13 protein-coding genes and 1 riboswitch are annotated in these 16814 nt (G+C 73.0%); of the genes, 8 read left to right on the top strand and 5 right to left on the bottom strand.

The window, feature by feature from the left end; genetic code table 11:
- The first annotated feature begins 51 nt into the window (after positions 1–51).
- On the top strand, positions 52–567 hold the full coding sequence (locus tag ACTFTM_RS10900) for a 2'-5' RNA ligase family protein (RefSeq protein ID WP_449565678.1): 516 nt from the start codon (positions 52–54) through the stop codon (positions 565–567).
- 40 nt (positions 568–607) lie between these two features.
- Here ACTFTM_RS10900 and ACTFTM_RS10895 read toward each other — a convergent pair whose 3' ends face one another.
- Together ACTFTM_RS10895 and corA are read right to left on the bottom strand one after the other, a co-directional pair.
- A complete protein-coding gene (locus ACTFTM_RS10895) occupies positions 608–1435 on the bottom strand; it encodes an SDR family oxidoreductase (RefSeq protein ID WP_449565677.1) in 828 nt (275 codons plus the stop codon).
- A gap of 504 nt (positions 1436–1939) precedes the next feature.
- Positions 1940–3070 (bottom strand): magnesium/cobalt transporter CorA, encoded by a 1131-nt coding sequence (corA, locus tag ACTFTM_RS10890; RefSeq protein WP_449565676.1) that lies wholly within the window; start codon positions 3068–3070, stop codon positions 1940–1942.
- A 170-nt stretch (positions 3071–3240) separates the two neighbouring features.
- On the opposite strand from corA, the gene ACTFTM_RS10885 reads away from it, so the two are divergent.
- The 4 genes from ACTFTM_RS10885 (at position 3241) to ACTFTM_RS10870 (ending at position 8158) form a co-directional block, all read left to right on the top strand.
- Positions 3241–5214 (top strand): amino acid transporter, encoded by a 1974-nt coding sequence (locus ACTFTM_RS10885; RefSeq protein ID WP_449566601.1) that lies wholly within the window; start codon positions 3241–3243, stop codon positions 5212–5214.
- An 86-nt stretch (positions 5215–5300) separates the two neighbouring features.
- A riboswitch (SAM riboswitch) is annotated at positions 5301–5412 on the top strand.
- A 362-nt stretch (positions 5413–5774) separates the two neighbouring features.
- Complete coding sequence (locus ACTFTM_RS10880; protein ID WP_449565675.1) at positions 5775–6602, top strand: ABC transporter substrate-binding protein; 828 nt, start codon at positions 5775–5777, stop codon at positions 6600–6602.
- A 45-nt stretch (positions 6603–6647) separates the two neighbouring features.
- Positions 6648–7418, top strand: coding sequence for an amino acid ABC transporter permease (locus tag ACTFTM_RS10875; protein ID WP_449565674.1), 771 nt, complete (start codon positions 6648–6650; stop codon positions 7416–7418).
- Positions 7415–8158 (top strand): amino acid ABC transporter ATP-binding protein, encoded by a 744-nt coding sequence (locus tag ACTFTM_RS10870; RefSeq protein WP_449565673.1) that lies wholly within the window; start codon positions 7415–7417, stop codon positions 8156–8158. Before ACTFTM_RS10875 ends, ACTFTM_RS10870 begins: the two co-directional genes overlap by 4 nt.
- A gap of 10 nt (positions 8159–8168) precedes the next feature.
- On the opposite strand, the gene ACTFTM_RS10865 is transcribed toward ACTFTM_RS10870, so the two are convergent.
- The 3 genes from ACTFTM_RS10865 to ACTFTM_RS10855 form a co-directional block, all read right to left on the bottom strand.
- On the bottom strand, positions 8169–9464 hold the full coding sequence (locus tag ACTFTM_RS10865; protein WP_449565672.1) for a hypothetical protein: 1296 nt from the start codon (positions 9462–9464) through the stop codon (positions 8169–8171).
- Between the two features lie 133 nt (positions 9465–9597).
- Entirely contained in the window at positions 9598–11172 is a 1575-nt protein-coding gene (locus ACTFTM_RS10860; RefSeq protein WP_449565671.1) for a Na+/H+ antiporter, read from the bottom strand.
- Between the two features lie 144 nt (positions 11173–11316).
- Complete coding sequence (locus tag ACTFTM_RS10855) at positions 11317–14715, bottom strand: BTAD domain-containing putative transcriptional regulator (protein ID WP_449565670.1); 3399 nt, start codon at positions 14713–14715, stop codon at positions 11317–11319.
- Positions 14716–14838: 123 nt separating this feature from the next.
- Between ACTFTM_RS10855 and ACTFTM_RS10850 the strand changes: the two genes are divergently transcribed.
- From ACTFTM_RS10850 to ACTFTM_RS10840, 3 genes are all read left to right on the top strand, one after another.
- On the top strand, positions 14839–15729 hold the full coding sequence (locus tag ACTFTM_RS10850; protein ID WP_449565669.1) for an alpha/beta fold hydrolase: 891 nt from the start codon (positions 14839–14841) through the stop codon (positions 15727–15729).
- A gap of 249 nt (positions 15730–15978) precedes the next feature.
- The gene (locus ACTFTM_RS10845; protein WP_449565668.1) at positions 15979–16428 is read left to right on the top strand and encodes a hypothetical protein; all 450 of its coding nucleotides are present in this window, start codon (positions 15979–15981) and stop codon (positions 16426–16428) included.
- Positions 16425–16814 carry a hypothetical protein gene (locus ACTFTM_RS10840; RefSeq protein WP_449565667.1) on the top strand — a complete coding sequence of 130 codons (390 nt, stop codon included), beginning with the start codon at positions 16425–16427 and terminating at the stop codon, positions 16812–16814. Before ACTFTM_RS10845 ends, ACTFTM_RS10840 begins: the two co-directional genes overlap by 4 nt.

Raw genomic sequence — 16814 nt, 5'->3', positions numbered from 1 at the left:
CACCGTACCGCCGCCCACCGACGGCCGGACCCCGGCCGCTACCGTGATCACGTGGTCGCGGCGCTGGAGCTGTATCTGGACCCGGACGCCACCCGGCGCATCCGGGTGCTGTGGGACGCCCTGGAGGCGGAGGGTGTGCAGAGCATGCGCTCCCTGCTGGAGCAACGCCACCGCCCGCACGTGTCGCTCGCGGTGGCGCCCCGCTTCGACCCCGAGCAGGTCGCCGAGGCGCTGCGCGGAACAGTCGTGGCAGCCCCGCTGCGCCTCGACTTCCAGCACGCCGGGCAGTTCGTCGGCCGGGTGCTCTGGCTCGGCCCGACGCCGACGGCGGAGCTGCTGGCGCATCACCGTCTGGTGCACGGCCGGCTCGCCGCCGCCGGCATCGGGCTGGTCGAGCACTACCAGCCGGGACGCTGGGTGCCGCACTGCACGCTGTCGATGCGTGTGCCGAACACGCTGATGGCCGCCGCGGTGCGCCGCTGTCTGGAGGTGCTGCCGCTGGCGGCGACCGTGGTCGGCGCGGCGCTCACCGACCACGCCCGTGGCATCGCCCAGCCGCTGCCCTAGGCACTGTCGGTCCACCGGTCGGTAGGCGTCCGCCGGCCGCTCAGGTGAGGGTGTGGTGGCCCGCCTTGATCACCTGGTCGTACTCGCTGCGTCGGGCGTCGTAGGCGGGCTCCAGAAACGCCTCCGAGTCGGGCCCCACCGGCAGCCGCAGGGGCGGTGAGTCCATCTGCCCGAGCCGCCAGACCACGTCGGCGAAGAGCTCGGGGGAGTTGAACTCCGCCGTCGTGTTCATGCCCTGGAGCGCGCCGAGGATGCCCTCGCTGACCGGCAGGTAGTCCGAGATGCGGTTCGCCGGCATCACCAGATTGGCGCTGTAGTCGGTCGCGAACCCGCCCGGTTGCAGGATGGTCACCTTGACCCCGAGGTGGCCGGCCTCGGCGGCCAGCGACTCGGCCGCCCCCTCCACCGCGAACTTGCTCGCCGTGTACGCGGCGAGCCCCGGGAAGGGCACCGTGCCGGAGACCGAGCTGACGAAGACGGCATGCCCGCCGCCCTGCGCCCGCCACACCGGCAGCACCGCGCGGGTGAGCCGCCACGGCCCGAACACGTTGGTGTCGAACTGCGCGGCGATCTCCGCGTCGGACACCTCCTCGAAGGTGCCGAACTGTCCGTAGGCCGCGTTGTTGACCAGGACGTCGATGCCGCCGAAGGCGTTCACCGCCCGCTCGACCGCTGCCGCGCACTGCTCCGGGTCCCGTACGTCCAGGGCGACGGCCAGCACGTTGTCCGGATGCCGGGCCACCAGACCGTCAAGGGTCTCCGACCGCCGGGCCGTCGCCACCACCTGCTCGCCCTCGGCCGCGAGCCGGGCCGCGAGAGCCTGACCGAGCCCGCTCGAACACCCCGTGATCAACCAACGCTTCGTCATGGTCCTCGATCCACCCCATCCACTGCGTCACCTGGCGATTGCAGAGTGTCAGAGGCGATGGGCCCGATGAAGGGCATCGACCGTCGCCAAACCGATTCGTCAGATACACGCCATCGCGTGGCGGGAGGTTTTGTCCGGTTTGGCGGGCGTCAGTCGGGAAACCGAAAACCGGGGGTGCGGACGCGGCCCGACGTGGGATGGTTCGACGTGGATGCCGTACCGGTGGCGACCCGCACGAGCGGGTCGCCCGGCCGGGCGCGCGGGGCACACCGCGCCGCCCGCGGCGGCTTCGACGAGGAGAGGCAGGGCCCATGCAGGCTCAGCGCAGGCCACCGCGGAGCGAGCGGAGCCAGACCAAGCACGACCGCACCGGAGGTGGCATGACCGGCGCCGCCACCCCGCTGACCATCTGGGCCGCCGCGGTGCTGCTCGGGCGCATCGGCGCCGGCGACGACGACCTCGAGGACGAGCGGCACATCCTGCGCGGCATCGAGTGAGCGTCGTTCACAGCCAGCCGCGGCGCTTGAAGACCAGGAAGAGCGTGCCGCAGACCAGCACCATGAGCAGCAGCGCGAACAGGTAGCCGAAGCGCCAGTTCAGTTCGGGCATGTGCACGAAGTTCATCCCGTACACCGTGCCGATCAAGGTGGGGGCGAACAGGATCGCGGCCCACGAGGAGACCTTCTTCAGCTCCTCGTTCTGCGCGTAGCTGGCCGCCGTGAGGCTGCGCATCTCCTCGTTCTGCTGCTGCGAGACCAGCGTGGCGTTGACGGTGAGGATGTTCTGTAGCAGGTGCCGGAACCCGTCCACCCGCTCCACCACCTGGGTGAGGTGGTCGGTGACGTCCCGCAGGTAGCGGCGCAGCTCCTCGTCGGCGCCGTAGCTGCCGGCGCCGGCAGCCAGGGCGTCGAGCATGCCGAGCAGCGGGCGGGCGGCCCGCTGGAACTCGATGACCTCCCGGCTGAGCCCGTAGATGCGCCGGCTGGCGTTCGGGTCGCCACCGAACACCTGGGTCTCGATCTCGTCGATGTCGTTCTCCAGGCCCGCGACCACCGGCGCGTACCCGTCCACGACCTGGTCCAGGACCGCGTACAGCACCGCCTCGGGGCCCCGGGCGAGCATCGGCGCGTCGGCCTCCATGCGGCGTCGTACGGCGGCCAGGTCGGGCGCCTCCCCGTGCCGGACCGTGACCACGAAGCCGGGCCCGATGAACAGGTGCAGCTCGGAGAACTCCACCTCCTCCCGCAGGTCGTCGTAGCGGGCGGCGCGCAGCACCACGAAAAGGGTGTCCCCGTACCGTTCCAGCTTGGGCCGCTGGTGGGCGTTGATCGCGTCCTCCACGGCCAGGTCGTGCAGACGGAACTCGCGCGCCAGCGAGGAGACCTGGTCGATGTCGGGCCGGTACAGGCCGATCCAGGCCATCGCGTGGTCCTGCGACTGGAGGCAGGCGTACGTCTCGGCGAGACCGGCCGGTGAGGCGAACCGGTGTCCTTGGACATAGACGGCGCTGTCCACCAGGCCGCCCGCGGACGCGCTCCCCGGCTGCTCCGGCGTGACCGCCCCGACCCGCGTCTCGTGTTCGTCGAGCTGTCGGCCGAAGCCGTCCCCCCGGCGGAAGCGGCGGCCACCGACCACGAGCCCGCTCCCCTCCCGGCGCTGCCCGGCCCGGGGTCGGGACGGGGGCGCTGTTTCCCCCGTGCCCTGGGCCCGAAACCCCGACGCGCCGCCGGTCCGGCGCTCCCGGCGGGCGGGTTCGGCACACCGCCGGACGGACGTCCACCGGACGACGGATACTCGCGGTGACCATGGGCGGGACGGGGGTGACGCCGGTGGAGGTGGACAGGCGCGCCGGCCGGCGGACCGACCGGTTCCGCAGGTGGCTGCTCGCCGACGCGTCGCGGCAGCCCGCGCCGCAGGGCCTGCACGTCCGGCCACAGGAGGACCGGCACCACCCGTGGTGGAAGGTGATGTGCCTGACCGGCGTGGACTACTTCTCGACGCTGGGCTACCAGCCGGGTATCGCGGCGCTGGCCGCCGGAGCGCTCTCGCCGGTGGCGACCCTGGTGCTGGTGCTGGTGACCCTGCTGGGCGCGCTACCGGTCTACCGTCGGGTGGCGGTGGAGAGCCCGCACGGCGAGGGCTCGATCGCGATGCTCGTACGCCTGCTCAGCTACTGGCCGGGCAAGCTGTTCGTGCTGGTGCTGCTGGGCTTCGCGGCCACCGACTTCATCATCACCATCACCCTGTCCGCGGCCGACGCCACAGCCCACATCGACGAGAACCCGTTCGTGCCCGGCGGGTTCAAGGGTCACGAGGTCGTCCTCACGCTGCTGCTGGTGGCGCTGCTCGGCGCGGTGTTCCTCAAGGGTTTCGGCGAGGCCATCGGGATCGCCGTCGTGCTGGTGGCGGTCTACCTGTCGCTGAACGCGGTGGTGATCGGCGACGCGCTGTGGCGGGTGGTGAGCGACCCGGACGCGGTCGGGAACTGGGGCACCGCGCTGCGTACCGGGCACGGCGACCCGCTGATGGTCGTCGCGCTGTCCCTGTTGGTGTTCCCGAAGCTGGCGCTGGGCCTGTCCGGTTTCGAGACCGGGGTGGCGGTGATGCCGCACATCCGGGGAGACCGCCAGGACTCGGAGGACCGGCCGCTGGGCCGCATCCGGGGCGCGCGACGGCTGCTCACCACCGCCGCCGCGACGATGAGCGTCTTCCTGATCACCAGCAGCGTCACCACCACCGTGCTGATCCCGCCGGAGGCGTTCCAGCCGGGCGGGGCCGCCAACGGCCGGGCGCTGGCCTACCTGGCGCACCAGCACCTGGGCGGAGTTTTCGGCACCGTCTACGACATCTCCACCATCGCGATCCTGTGGTTCGCGGGCGCGTCCGCGATGGCCGGGCTGCTCAACCTCGTACCCCGGTATCTGCCCCGCTACGGCATGGCGCCGACGTGGGCCCGCGCGGTCCGGCCGCTGGTGCTGGTGTTCACCGGGGTGGCGTTCCTGATCACGGTCGTCTTCTCCGCCAGCGTCGACGCCCAGGGCGGCGCGTACGCGACCGGAGTTCTGGTGTTGATCACCTCGGCGGCGACGGCCGTGACCCTCGCGGCGCGGCGGCGACGGCAACGGGGCCGCACGGTCGCGTTCGGGGCCATCGCGGTGGTGTTCGTCTACACCACCGTGGCGAACGTGGCGGAGCGGCCCGACGGTGTGAAGATCGCGGCCTGCTTCATCGGCGCGATGATCCTGGTGTCGGCGCTGTCGCGGCTGCTGCGGGCGTTCGAGCTGCGGGTCGACCGCGTCGACCTCGACGAGGTCGCGACCGCGTTGATCGACGAGCGCGCCGGACGCCGGATCCGCCTGATTGCGCACGAGCCGGAGCGCCGCGACCTGACGGAGTACCGCGACAAGCTGGCCCAGACCATGGCGGACAATGACTTCCCCGACGACAGCGACGTGATCTTCGTGGAAGTCCGGGTCACCGACCCGTCGGACTTCGAGACGGAGTTGCCGGTACGCGGCAGCGTGGCGCACGACCGCTTCCCGGTGCTCAGCCTGGCCAGCTCCTCGGTGCCCAACGCGCTGGCCGCGCTCTTACTGGAGATCCGCGACCGTAGTGCGCGACGCCCCCACATCTACTTCGAGTGGACCGAGGGCGGCCCGGCCCGCAACGTGCTGCGCTACCTGGCGTTCGGGCAGGGCGAGATCGCCTCGGTGACCCGGGAGATCCTGCGCCGCCAGGAGCCGGACCGGACGCGCCGACCCCACGTGCACGCCGGTTGACCCGCTCGCCGAGCGCCGGTCACCGTCGGTGAGCGTGGTCATATCGGCTGGACGAGGGACCGGTCGCTGCTGCTAGCCTCGGCGCAGGTCATGAGCGCCAGCGCGAAGCCCCGGCTCGCTGGCCGGCAACCCTCCTCCGCGGTGGGGTGCCCCGGGTGAAGACCAGGCACCGGCGGGACGTCGGTGCAAGCGTGGCCTGGCACCCAGGTCAGCAACAAGACCCGGGAGACCGCATGCACATCCTCAGCCCGACGCCACCGGCCAGCCGGCGTACCCCGGCCCTGACCCGGCGTCGCCACGTGGACCTGATGCGAATGCGCAGCGCGGCGTGTACCGCCGCCTGAAGCGCTGACCCTCCCCACCCCGTCCCACCCGCCCCCTGAGGGCACCCACCCACCACGCGACCTCTCGCGTCGATCATGAAGTTGCTGCCCGCCCGGCCGGCGTGTCGCGGCGCCAACTTCATGATCGACGAGGTCGACGCATCCCTTTTGGAGCTGGCTGTGCGAATTTTTTCTGCATTCAAGGTATTTGCGGCTGCCGCCGTTGCTCTTGGCGCGTTGAGCGCTTGCGGTGGCGGGGACGGCGGCGGGTCGGCGGGCGGCGGCGGCAACCCGTACGGCCTGGCGCAGGCCGGCGTGTTGCGGGCCGGCACCCTGACCGACGCACCGCCGAACGTGTACCTCAAGGACGGTAAGTTCACCGGCTTCGACAACGACCTGCTGACCGCCGTGGCCGGCAAGCTCGGTCTGCGGGTGGAGTTCGTCGGCACCGACTTCTCCGCGCTGCTGTCCCAGGTCAACAACCACAAGTTCGACGTCGGCAGCTCCTCGATCACCATCACCGAGGCGCGCAAGAAGACCGTCGACTTCGGCAACGGGTACGACTTCGGCTACTTCGGGCTGGACGTGCCGGCCGGCTCCCCCATCACCGGTTTCGACCAGCTCGCCGGCAAGCGTGTCGTGGTGGTACAGGGCACCGTCCAGGACGACTACGCCACCGGCAAGCAGCTCGGCCCGGTCCGCGTACCGGACTACAACGGCGCGATCAACCAGCTCAAGGCGGGCACGGCCGACGCGTGGATCGCCCCGGCGGAGATCGGCGAGAAGTCCGCCGCCGACAGCAACGGCAAGATCACCGTGGCGGCCAAGCAGCTCAGCCCGGCACCGACCGCGTACGCCGTCGCCAAGGGCAGCGACAAGCTGCGCGAGGCGCTGAACAAGGGCCTCGACGAGGTGATCGCCGACGGCACGTGGAGCCGGTTGCAGGCCCAGTACTACCCGGGCCGCCCGATCCCGGCCGACTTCACCCCGGGCAGCGGCAAGGCGGCGGCACCGGCGGCGTCCGGGTCCACGCTGCCGTCGGCGTCCGCGTCGACGTCGTCCTGAGCGATCCGAGTTGACGAGCGGACGGGGCGGTAGGAGAGGCGAACGATGGATCCGTTGAGCACCCTGTGGGAGACGTTCTTCGACGTCGACGCGATGCGCGAGGCGCTGCCCGAGATGCTGACCGTCGGGCTGCCCAACACGCTGATCCTGGCGGTTTCCGCCGCCCTGCTCGGCACGGTGCTGGGTCTGCTGCTGGCCGTGGCCGGCATCTCCCGTAGTCGGTGGCTGCGGTGGCCGGCGCGCGTCTACACCGACGTGTTCCGGGGACTGCCGGCCGCGGCGACGATCCTGCTGATCGGCGTCGGACTGGCGCCGCTGGGCATGCGGGTGTGGGGGCCGGACCCGTACCCGCTGGGCATCCTCGCGCTGTCGCTGATCGCCGCCGCGTACATCGGGGAGATCTTCCGCGCCGGCATCCAGTCCGTGGAGGCAGCCCAGTTGGAGGGCGCGCGGGCCCTCGGCTTCTCCTGGGCCGACGCGATGCGGCTGGTGATCATCCCGCAGGGCATCCGGCGGGTGCTGCCCGCCTGGGTCAACCAGCTCATCGCGCTGATCAAGGACTCCAGCCTGGTCTACTTCCTCGGCCTGGTGGCCAGCCAGCGGGAGCTGTTCCGCATCGGGCAGGACTACGCGGCCACCACCGGAAACGAGTCCGCGCTGCTGCTGGCTGGCCTGTTCTACCTGGCGTTGACCGTCCCGCTGACACACCTCGTCAACTGGATCGACCGGCGGCTGCGCGACGGCCGGACCACCGTCGCGCCGGACGAGGACGACGAGCCCGCCTTGACCGCGACCACGGAAGGAGACCGGCGATGACCGCCGCCACGACCACCTCGGTCAGCCTGCGGGCACAGGACATCCACCTGGCCTTCGGAGCGAACCGCGTGCTGCGCGGCGTCGACCTGACCGTGCCCCGCGGCGCGACGGCCTGTGTGATCGGACCCTCCGGTTCGGGCAAGTCCACTCTGCTGCGTACGCTCAACCGACTCATCGAGCCCGACCGTGGCGACGTGCTGCTGGACGGACGCAGCGTGCTGCGGGACGACCCGGACGCGCTACGCCAGCGGGTCGGCATGGTGTTCCAGCAGTTCAACCTCTTCCCGCACATGAGCGTGCTGCGCAACGTCACGCTGGCGCTACGCCGACTGCGCAAGCTCGGACAGGACGAGGCGGTCCAGGTCGCGCGGGCGCAGTTGGAGCTGGTGGGGCTGGCCGGCAAGGCCGACGCCCGGCCCTCGCAGCTCTCCGGCGGTCAGCAGCAGCGGGTGGCGATCGCCCGGGCCCTGGCGCTGCGACCCGAGGTGATGCTCTTCGACGAGGCCACCTCGGCGCTCGACCCGGAGCTGGTCAAGGGGGTGCTCGGGGTGATGGCCGACCTGTCCGCCGCCGGGATGACCATGGTCGTGGTCACCCACGAGATGGGCTTCGCCCGGCAGGTCGCCGACACCGTGGCCTTCATGGACCGCGGCGTGGTGCTGGAGGCCGGCCCGCCGGAGCGGATCTTCGAGGGGGCCGAGCATCCCCGGCTGCGTCGTTTCCTCGCCCAGGTGCTCTGAGCCGGCGCGCTCAGCCGGCCTGGTGGCGCAGGTGCGCGGCGAACGCCTTCAGGTCGCCGAGCAGTTCCAGGATGGCGTTGCGGTAGGCGACCGACGCCCACAGGTGCAGCTCCTCGTCGTCCAGCCCGCCGAACGCGAGCGACAGCGCCTTGCGCCGACGCCGGTCGAGCACCTTCTGCGGGCGGGCAAGGAGATCGCCCTCCCGCCGCAACGCCTGGAGGTAGGCGGCCACCGCCTCCTGGTAGTGCCGCCCGGCGACCCGTTCCAACAGGGTGAACTCGAAGACGTGCAACGCCGCCTCGGAATCCCAGTACGCGCTGTCGCGCACCGGCGCGCTCGCCACGTGCCGGCCCATGGCATGCCGGGCCTCGTAGAGCAGCAGCACACCCCGGCCGGTGGTGCTCAGCGGCCGGCGCGGCGTCGGCAACCGCAGCGTCCGTACCGGCGCGGCGACGGTCAGGTCCACCGCGCCGGCGTACGTCGGCATGCGCTGCGTCGTCGATGCCGGCTCGGGCAGCAGGCAGGCCAGCTCCTGGTATGGCACCGGGCCGCCGGAGGGCAGGGCGCGTACCGTCTCGGCGTGCAGCTCGCCGAGCGGCCGATCGTCGGAGGCACGACCCGGCGCCACGGTGAGCACGAGACCGTTGGCGCCGGGCACCGGCACGCCCAACACGCAGGAGTGACGCAGAAAAGCCCAGGTCGCCGCCGCCTCGCGGATGCCGCTCGCCACGGCCTGCGCGTCCGCGCGCCAGTCCTGGGCGATCCGTAGCCGCTGCGCCAGGTCGGCGGTCGCCGCGCCGTCGTGCGGATACAGCTCCCGTACGGCCCGGGGAAGCGACCCGAGGCGCACCGCCAACGGGTCGCCGCTGGGTGGGGGCACGGCGTGCCTCGGGCAGTCGGCGTCGGAGTGCGGGTCACCGTCGACCGCGTGGCAGTCGCCCAGCCAGCTCGCGCCGGCTGGCCCCGCCGGACGGGCGAACGCCAGGTGGGGCAGCCGGCCGGTACGCAGGACCGTCTCGTACTGCGGCCGGGTGCGCCCGGCCCGCAGCACGTCCAGTGGCAGCACGGGCGCGAGCGTCACCACCGCGGCGAGGACGGCGCAGTGCGGGCAGGTGTCGCGGACCCGGTAGCGCCGGAGGTGGTCCACCCCGGGCTGTTCCCACTGGACGCCGACGACGGCATCCTCCTGCGCCATCAGATAGAGGAACTGGGTGGCGACACGCTCGCGGGTGACCGTAGCCACCTCGTCGAGGAACTGCCGCTCGGTGACCACCCGTAGCTCGGCCGCGCTCGCACCGGTGGTCATGGGCACCCCCTCACCGACCGAGCACATCGACGAACGCCGAAACGACCTTCACCGTACCCGCCAGCGACCTGCCCTCATGCCCCGAACCTGGCCGAGCCCATGTCACCAATCCGTCAGGGGGCACCGCCGCCGGTCACTCGTTCGGGCCGCGGCCCAGCAGCCGGATCTCCTCGTTGTCCAGCGCCGACTGGAGCTCCAGGAGCACCAGGTCGTCGATCTCCCGACTGTCGCGCAGCCGCGTCAGCTCCCGTCGCTTGTGGGCGAGGACGCCGAGACGCAGCCGAAGCTCCAGCTTGCGTTCCTGGGCGGTCCGACCGCCGGTCTCGTCGAGGTCGGCCAGGTGTCGCTGGTACTCGGCCCGCAGCCGGCGTACGGCCTCCTCCTCGGCCCCCACCTCCTCGGCGACCCCGGGCAGGGCGTCCAGGCCGGCCTGGGTGGCCCGCCGTCGGGCGTGTCGGGCCTCGTCGACCCGCTCGGGGTCGCCGGACAGCCCCGCCCAGCGCACCACCAGCGGCAGCGTGGTGCCCTGCACCAGCATGATCAGGACGATCACCAGCGCCGTGACGAAGATGATCAGATCTCGCTCGACCACCGGGCGACCGGAGACCGTCATCGTCGGCACGGCCAGCGCGGCGGCGAGCGACACGGCGCCCCGGAAACCGGACCAGCCCGCGACCGTGCCGACCCGCCAAGTCGGCGTGCCGCCCTCCTGCTCCGCCATCCGACGACGCAGTAGCCGCCTCGACTGCGACGTCAGGTAGACGAAGCCCAACCGGGTGAGCACCACGGCGAGCGTCACCGCGAGCACGATCAGCACGGCCCTCGGGGGCGAGGTGCTGACGATGCCGCGCACCGCCCGGGGGATCTGGGTGCCGAGCAGCACGAACAGGCCACCGTTGATGAGGAAGGTGGACAGGTCCCAGAACGCGTACGCCAGCACCCGGGAGCGGGCGCGGATCACCCGTGGGCCGGCGTACGCGAGCACCAGACCCGAGACCACGACGGCCAGCACGCCACTGGCGTGCACCGCGCTGGCGAGCAGGAAGGCGGCGAACGGCGTCAGGACGCTCAGCGCGCCCTCGCGCAGCGGATCGTCGAGCCGCTTGCGGATCAACACCACGATGACGCCCACCAGCAGACCGGCGACCAGGCCGCCGAGGCTGGCCCCGACGAACTCCTCGCCGATGCCCAGCGCCCCCGGCTCCGCGCTCTGGGTGAGCAGGCCCACCGTCACCGCGAAGATCACCAGGGCGGTGCCGTCGTTGATCAGGCTCTCCGCGTGCAGGGTGGTGAGGAGCTTTCGGGGCAGCCGCTTGGCCAGGCCGGTGACCGCGGCGGCGTCGGTCGGCGCGAGGACCGCGCCGAGCACCCAGGCGGCGGCGGGGTTCACGCCGAACGCCTGCGCGGTGAAAGAGACGGTGATCATGGTGAGGACCACGAGCACCACGGCGAGCAGCCCGATCACCGGCAGGTTGGCCCGGATCTCCCGCAGGCTGATGGTCAGGCTCTCCCGGTAGAGGATCGCCGGCAGGAAGATCAGCAGCACCAGGTCCGGTTCCAGGACCACGTCGGACAGTGGCGGCGCGAGCCCGAGCAGCACTCCGAACGCGATGAGCAGCACCGGCGGCGCGACCCGGTAGCGGCCGCCGAGGGTGGTGCCGATCAGGACGGTGACGCCCAGCACGACGATCAGGACGAGCCCCTGCACGGCGTACCCCCTAGATCCCCGATTGGCGGCGCAGGCCGGTGGTTCCATCTGACCGCACGCCGGTGGCCTGTTCCAGGGGAACGGGCAAGTCGCCGGCCGCGCGAGTGCGGCCGCCCCCTGATCGAGCCGAGAGCGCGGCGCGGATCAGGTGAGGTCGGCGGCGCGGACGCGCGCGGTGAGCAGGCGGGCGGTCCGGCGGTGCGCCACGGCCTCCTGGTCCTTACCCAGCGCCGCGGCGAGATCGGCGAGGTGCCCGGCGACCGGCCCGGCGCTGAGCACGCCGCTGCCGGCGGCCAGCTCGGCGGCGGCCGGCCGGAGCGCCGCGGCGGCGCGCTCGATGGTGGGTCGGTCGTCCACGGCGAGCGCCGCCCGGGCGACCAGGCACAGTCGCACCTCCCGCAGCAGGTCGTGTGGCCCGTCCGGCAGGGCACGCAGCGCCGACACGGCGGCGCCGCGATCACCGGCGTGCGCGAGCAGCAGCGGTCGGACCCACGGCTCGTGCGGACCCCAGTCCAGCCCCGCCCAGTCCTCGTCGCCGAGACCGTCGACCGGCCCGACGGGGACCGGCTCGTCGCCGGCCGGGAGCGGCACGGGGTCGCCGACGGCGTCGGCCAGACGCAGCCCGAGCAGGGCGAGCGGCAGCAGCCCCTGGGCCAGGCCCGGCATGCCGTCGATCGGCAGCCGCCCGGCGACGGTCCGGTACGCGGTCGCCGCCGCGCTCCGGTCACCGACCCACCCCTGGCGTAGAGCCGCGTACCAGCCGGTGAAGACACCGACCACCGGCAGTTCGTAGCGCTGCGCGAGACGGTCGGCGGCGCGCGCGTGCTCGTCCGCACCGGTCCGATCGGCCCGCGCGCAGCACGCCTGGAGCAGGATGAGGTGGCCCAGCACCTCGAAGGTCACCAGGTGCCGCCCGGCGGCGAGGTCGACCAGCTCGGCGCCGATCCGGGCCCGGGTGTCGGCCAGCCCGACGCGGTCGAAGGCGTGCATGAAGCGCGCGTTCAGCGCGAAGGCCAGCAGCCCGGGGTCGTCGAGGGTCCGGGCGATCCGCTCGGCCTCGGCGGCGGCCCGGCGGCCACGGTCGTCGGTGACGCCCCGCAGTTCCAGCGCGAGGGTGCTCAGCAACCGACTGCGGTGCGCCGAGCTGGTCGGGCCGAGGCCGGTCAGGGCGTGCTCGGCGGCGCGGACGATCCGCTCGGAGAGCAGGTCGTCGTCGTTGCGGGTCCAGATGGCCGGTACGTCGAAGCCGGCCAGCACCTCGGCGGTCAGCCGGGCGTCGCCGAGCGCCTCGGCGTCCGCGAGCGCCTTCGCACGGTGACCCCGCGCCTCGGCCAGCCGACCCGTCACCGCCAGAGAGCGGCCGAGGCCGAGCAGCGCGGTCAGCCGCGCACGCCGCTCGGTCCCGCCGGCCCGGTCATACGCCTCGATGACCTGGGCCCACAGCCGGGCGGCCTCGTGCGGGTTGCCGCCGCGTTCGGCCCGTTCGGCGGCCGTACGGGCGTAGTCGGCGGCGCGTCGGGCGGCTGTCGCCCCGCCGGCGGACAGCAGGTGGTGGGCGAGCGCGGCGGGGTCGACGGGCTGGTGCCGCTGCAACACCTCGGCCACGGCGGCGTGCCAGGCCGCGCGACGCGACGCGGACAGGTCGGCGTAGAGCGTGTCGCGGACCAGGATGTGGGTGAACCGTAGCCGCCCGTCGGGTGCCTGCTCGGTCAGGAAGCCGGCCTGCAACGCGCGGTCGACGGCGTCCAGCAGCGCGGCCGGGTCGTCGGTCAGCGCGCCGAGCACGGCGGGGTCGACGTCCCGGCCGAGCACCGCCGCCTGCCGCAGCACGGTACGGGTTGGTGGGGGCAGCTGTGCGAGACGGTGCCGGATGACGTCGCGCACCCCGGGCGGCACCGCCTCCAGCGCCGCGCCGCCCGCCTCGGCGTACAACTGGGCCAGCTCCCGTACGAAGAACGGGTTGCCCGCGCTACGGCGGTGGATCAGCGCGACGGCGCTCGGAGCCAGTTCCGTCCCGGCGACGGCGCGGGCCAGTTCGCCGGTGGCCTCCGGGGACAGTCCTGCGAGGTACTCCCGCACGGGTTCGAGCGCAGCAGCGCGAGCCAGGGCGGCGGTCAACCCCCCGGTGATCTCGGTGGCCCGGTACGTGCCCAGGACCAGCACCGGCCCGGTGGCGGGTTGCGGTCCGGCGAGCAGGGCGGTGAGCAGATCCAACGTGTCGCCGTCGGCCCGGTGCAGGTCGTCCAGGACCAGCAGCAGCGGGCCCCGGTCGGCGGCGGCGGAGAGCACCGACGCCACCGCGCGGTGTCGGCGGAACCGGGCCACGGCGGGATCACCGACGCTGTCGGCGTCCGCCGTACCGCCGTCGGGCGGCACGGCGTCCGCAGGGGCGGAACCGCCGCCCGGAGGGACCGATTCACCGCCCGCGGAGAACGGCACGCCCGCGCCGGTGAGCGCTTCGGTGATCTGGGTCCACGGCCAGGCGGCCGGGGCGCCCTCGTACTCGGGGCTGCGGCCCCACGCCGTGGTCCAGCCCTCGGCGGCCAACTGTCGCGTCAGCGCCTCGGCCAGGGCCGTCTTGCCGGCGCCCGGATCGCCGCTGAGCAGAGCGAGGGTGGGCCGTCCGGAACGGGTGGCGGCCTCGGCGGCACGCCGCAGCCGCTCCCGCTCCGCGTCCCGCCCCACGAACGGCCGCCGCGACCCCGGCCCGCCGCCCGGACCGACGCCGGCCCGGTCCGGAACGGCAACCGTGGGGGTGTCGGTGAGGTGTGGGGCCTGCGCGAGGATGTCGGCCTCCAGCCGGCGCAGCTCGGGGCCCGGGTCCACCCCCAGCTCCGCCACCAGGACGTCGCGGGCCTCGCGCAGCGCGGCCAACGCCTCGCCCTGTCGGCCGGCGCGGTAGCGGGCCAGGGCGAGCACTCGCCAGGCGTCCTCCCGCAGCGGATGGGCGGCGAGGTGGCCGGGCAGGTCGGCGGCGGCCTCGTCCGGCCGGCCCAACGCGAGCAGCGCCTCGGCCCGCCGTTCCACGGCGAGCAGCCGCAGCTCGTCCAGCCGGTTGACCTCCGCCACGGCCCAGCCCTCGCCCACGCAGTCCGCGTACGCCGGCCCGCGCCACAGCCCGAGCGCCGCGTCCAGCGCCGCGAGGGCCGGCGCGGGCCGCTCCGCTGTCAGGAGCCGACCGGCCTCGCCGACCGCCGCCTCGAAACGGTCGGCGTCCACCGCGTCCGGGGTGGTCCGCAGCGCGTACCCCGAGGGTTCGGTGACCAGGAGGCCAGACGGCTGCCGGGGCGGCCGGTCGGGCTCCAACGCCCGGCGGAGGTCGGCGACGAAGGTGCGGATCGCGCCCACCGCGCGCTCCGGCGGAACCTCCCACAGATCGTCGACGAGACGTTCCACCGGCACCACCCGGCCACCGGCGATCAGCAACCGGGCCAGCACCAGGCGCTGCCGGTGCCCCCGCAGCGGAACCGGAGCACCTCCGGCGGTGGCGGTCACCGGTCCGAGCACGCCGAACGTCAATGGTGCCGTCGGCTGCCTGGTCATGGCCTCAATCTAGCCCGCACTGATTCGACGCTGACCGTCCGCTGATCACCCCCGCGCAGGCTCGATTACGTACGACGGCGACGGGAACTCCCGCGCCGAACCGCTCACCAGGAAGGCTCACCCGTGCAGCCGAGGATCAACGGATTCGACTACCAGCGCGTCACCGTCGCCGACGGCGTGACGCTCAGCGCCGCCGTGGGCGGCTCCGGGCCGCCGATCGTGCTTCTGCACGGTTTTCCGCAGACCCACCTCATGTGGCGGCACGTCGCGGCCGACCTCGCCGCCGACCACACCGTCATCTGCCCGGACCTGCGCGGCTACGGCGAGAGCGACAAGCCCGTGGACAGCGACGGCACCGCGTACTCGAAGCGGACCATGGCCGCCGACGTCGTGGCGCTGGCCCGCGCGCTCGGCCATGACCGCTTCGCCCTGGCGGGGCACGACCGGGGCGCCCTGGTGGCGTTCCGCGCCGGCCTCGACCACCCGGCGGCGATCAGCCGGCTCACCCTGCTCGACGTGCTACCGACCCTGGACATGTGGGACGTGCTGCACGGCGTCGACGCCGCCGTCGCCTTCCACCTGTACCTGATGGCGCAGCCGCCCGGCCTGCCCGAGAAGATGATCGGCGGGAGTCCGGACGCGTTCTTCGGCCACTTCCTCGACGTCTGGACCCGGGACCCGGACGCGTTGCCGGCCGACGTGCGCGCCGAATACCTGCGCGCGTCGCGCGAGGCGGTGACCTCGATCGTCGCCGACTACCGGGCGTCCGCCGGGATCGACGTCGCCCACGACGAGGCCGACCGGGCGGCCGGTAACCGGCTGCGGATGCCGGTGACCGTGCTTCAGCAGGACTGGGGGGCCGCTCTCGGCTACGACGCGGCGGCCGTGTGGCGGGCCTGGGCGCCGGACCTCGCGCACCAGACGGTCACCTGCGGGCACTTCATGGCCGAGGAGGCCCCGGCGGTCGTGGTACGCGCCCTGCGCGCACAGGAGGAGTTGGATATCCGACACTGAATGTAACGAGCGGTCAAGGGGCGGCCGGGTTGCCGCAGGCCGCCCGGCCGCCCGCCCTCAGTGGCCCTGACCTGCGGAAATGCGACGTTACACCAGGTGGACGCAAACCAGTCATCGGTGATACACAGGCAGTAATCGGCGACCAACGACGGCACGTCGGTCACCTCCTCGACCATCGTCTTTCCACCACCGCCGGTCACGGACCGACCCGTGGCCGGCAGGCGGCAGGGTCTTCGCCAGGGAGTTGCCGTGAGGTATTTGCGTATCCGGTGCCGCCAGCAGCCGTACGAGGTCGCCGTCCTGGCCACGGCGCCCGTCTGCGGCATCCTCATGATGGTCCTCGACGTGCGGCCGGCCTCCGTCCAGACGTCCATGCCCGAGCCCCTGCAGGTCGCCTGGGAGATCGGTCTGATCACGGCGGGCATCTGTGGGCTGCTGGGCCTCTGCTGGCCCGGCCGGCTCTCCACCGGGCTCGGTATGGAACTCGCGTCGACCCTGGTACTCGGCACCATCACCGGGATGTACGCGGTGGCCCTGGTCGCTCTCTGGAGCCAGCAGTCCATGGTCGCCTCGTCGTTCATCGTCGCGGTGACGATCGGATCGCTGTGGCGGGCGGTGCAACTCGCCGTCGATCTACGTCGCCTGGTCCGCGCATGTGAGTGCGTGAGCCACGACCAGCTACAGGGAAGTGCCCCATGAACACCTCCCCCGCACCATCCGCGCCGCACTGGGTGCAGGTGGCGCTCAGCGTGCTCGGCATCCTCGGCGGCTCGACCGGTCTGGCCGCGATCGCCACCGTGCTGGTCCAACGGGGCAAGTTCAAGGCCGATGCCGCCGACACCCTCACCGAGGCCGCCCTCACCCTGGTGCAACCGCTGCAGAGCCGGATCACCGAGTTGGAGGGTCAGGCGCTGCACGCCCGCACCGAGTTGGGCACGCTGCGCGAGCAGGTCAACCAGTTGCAGTTCGTCGTCCGGGTGCTGACCCGCACGTTGGACCGGTGGCGGGCGGCGATCCGGGCGCCGGACGCCACGCTGCGCAGGGTGCGCGCGGTGGTGGCGGAGTCCGACCGGGCTCCCGAGTAA

The organism is Micromonospora sp. RB23 (assembly GCF_053585025.1).
The sequence above is the reverse complement of the archived record's forward strand: the minus strand, read 5'-3'. Positions and strand labels throughout refer to the sequence as shown.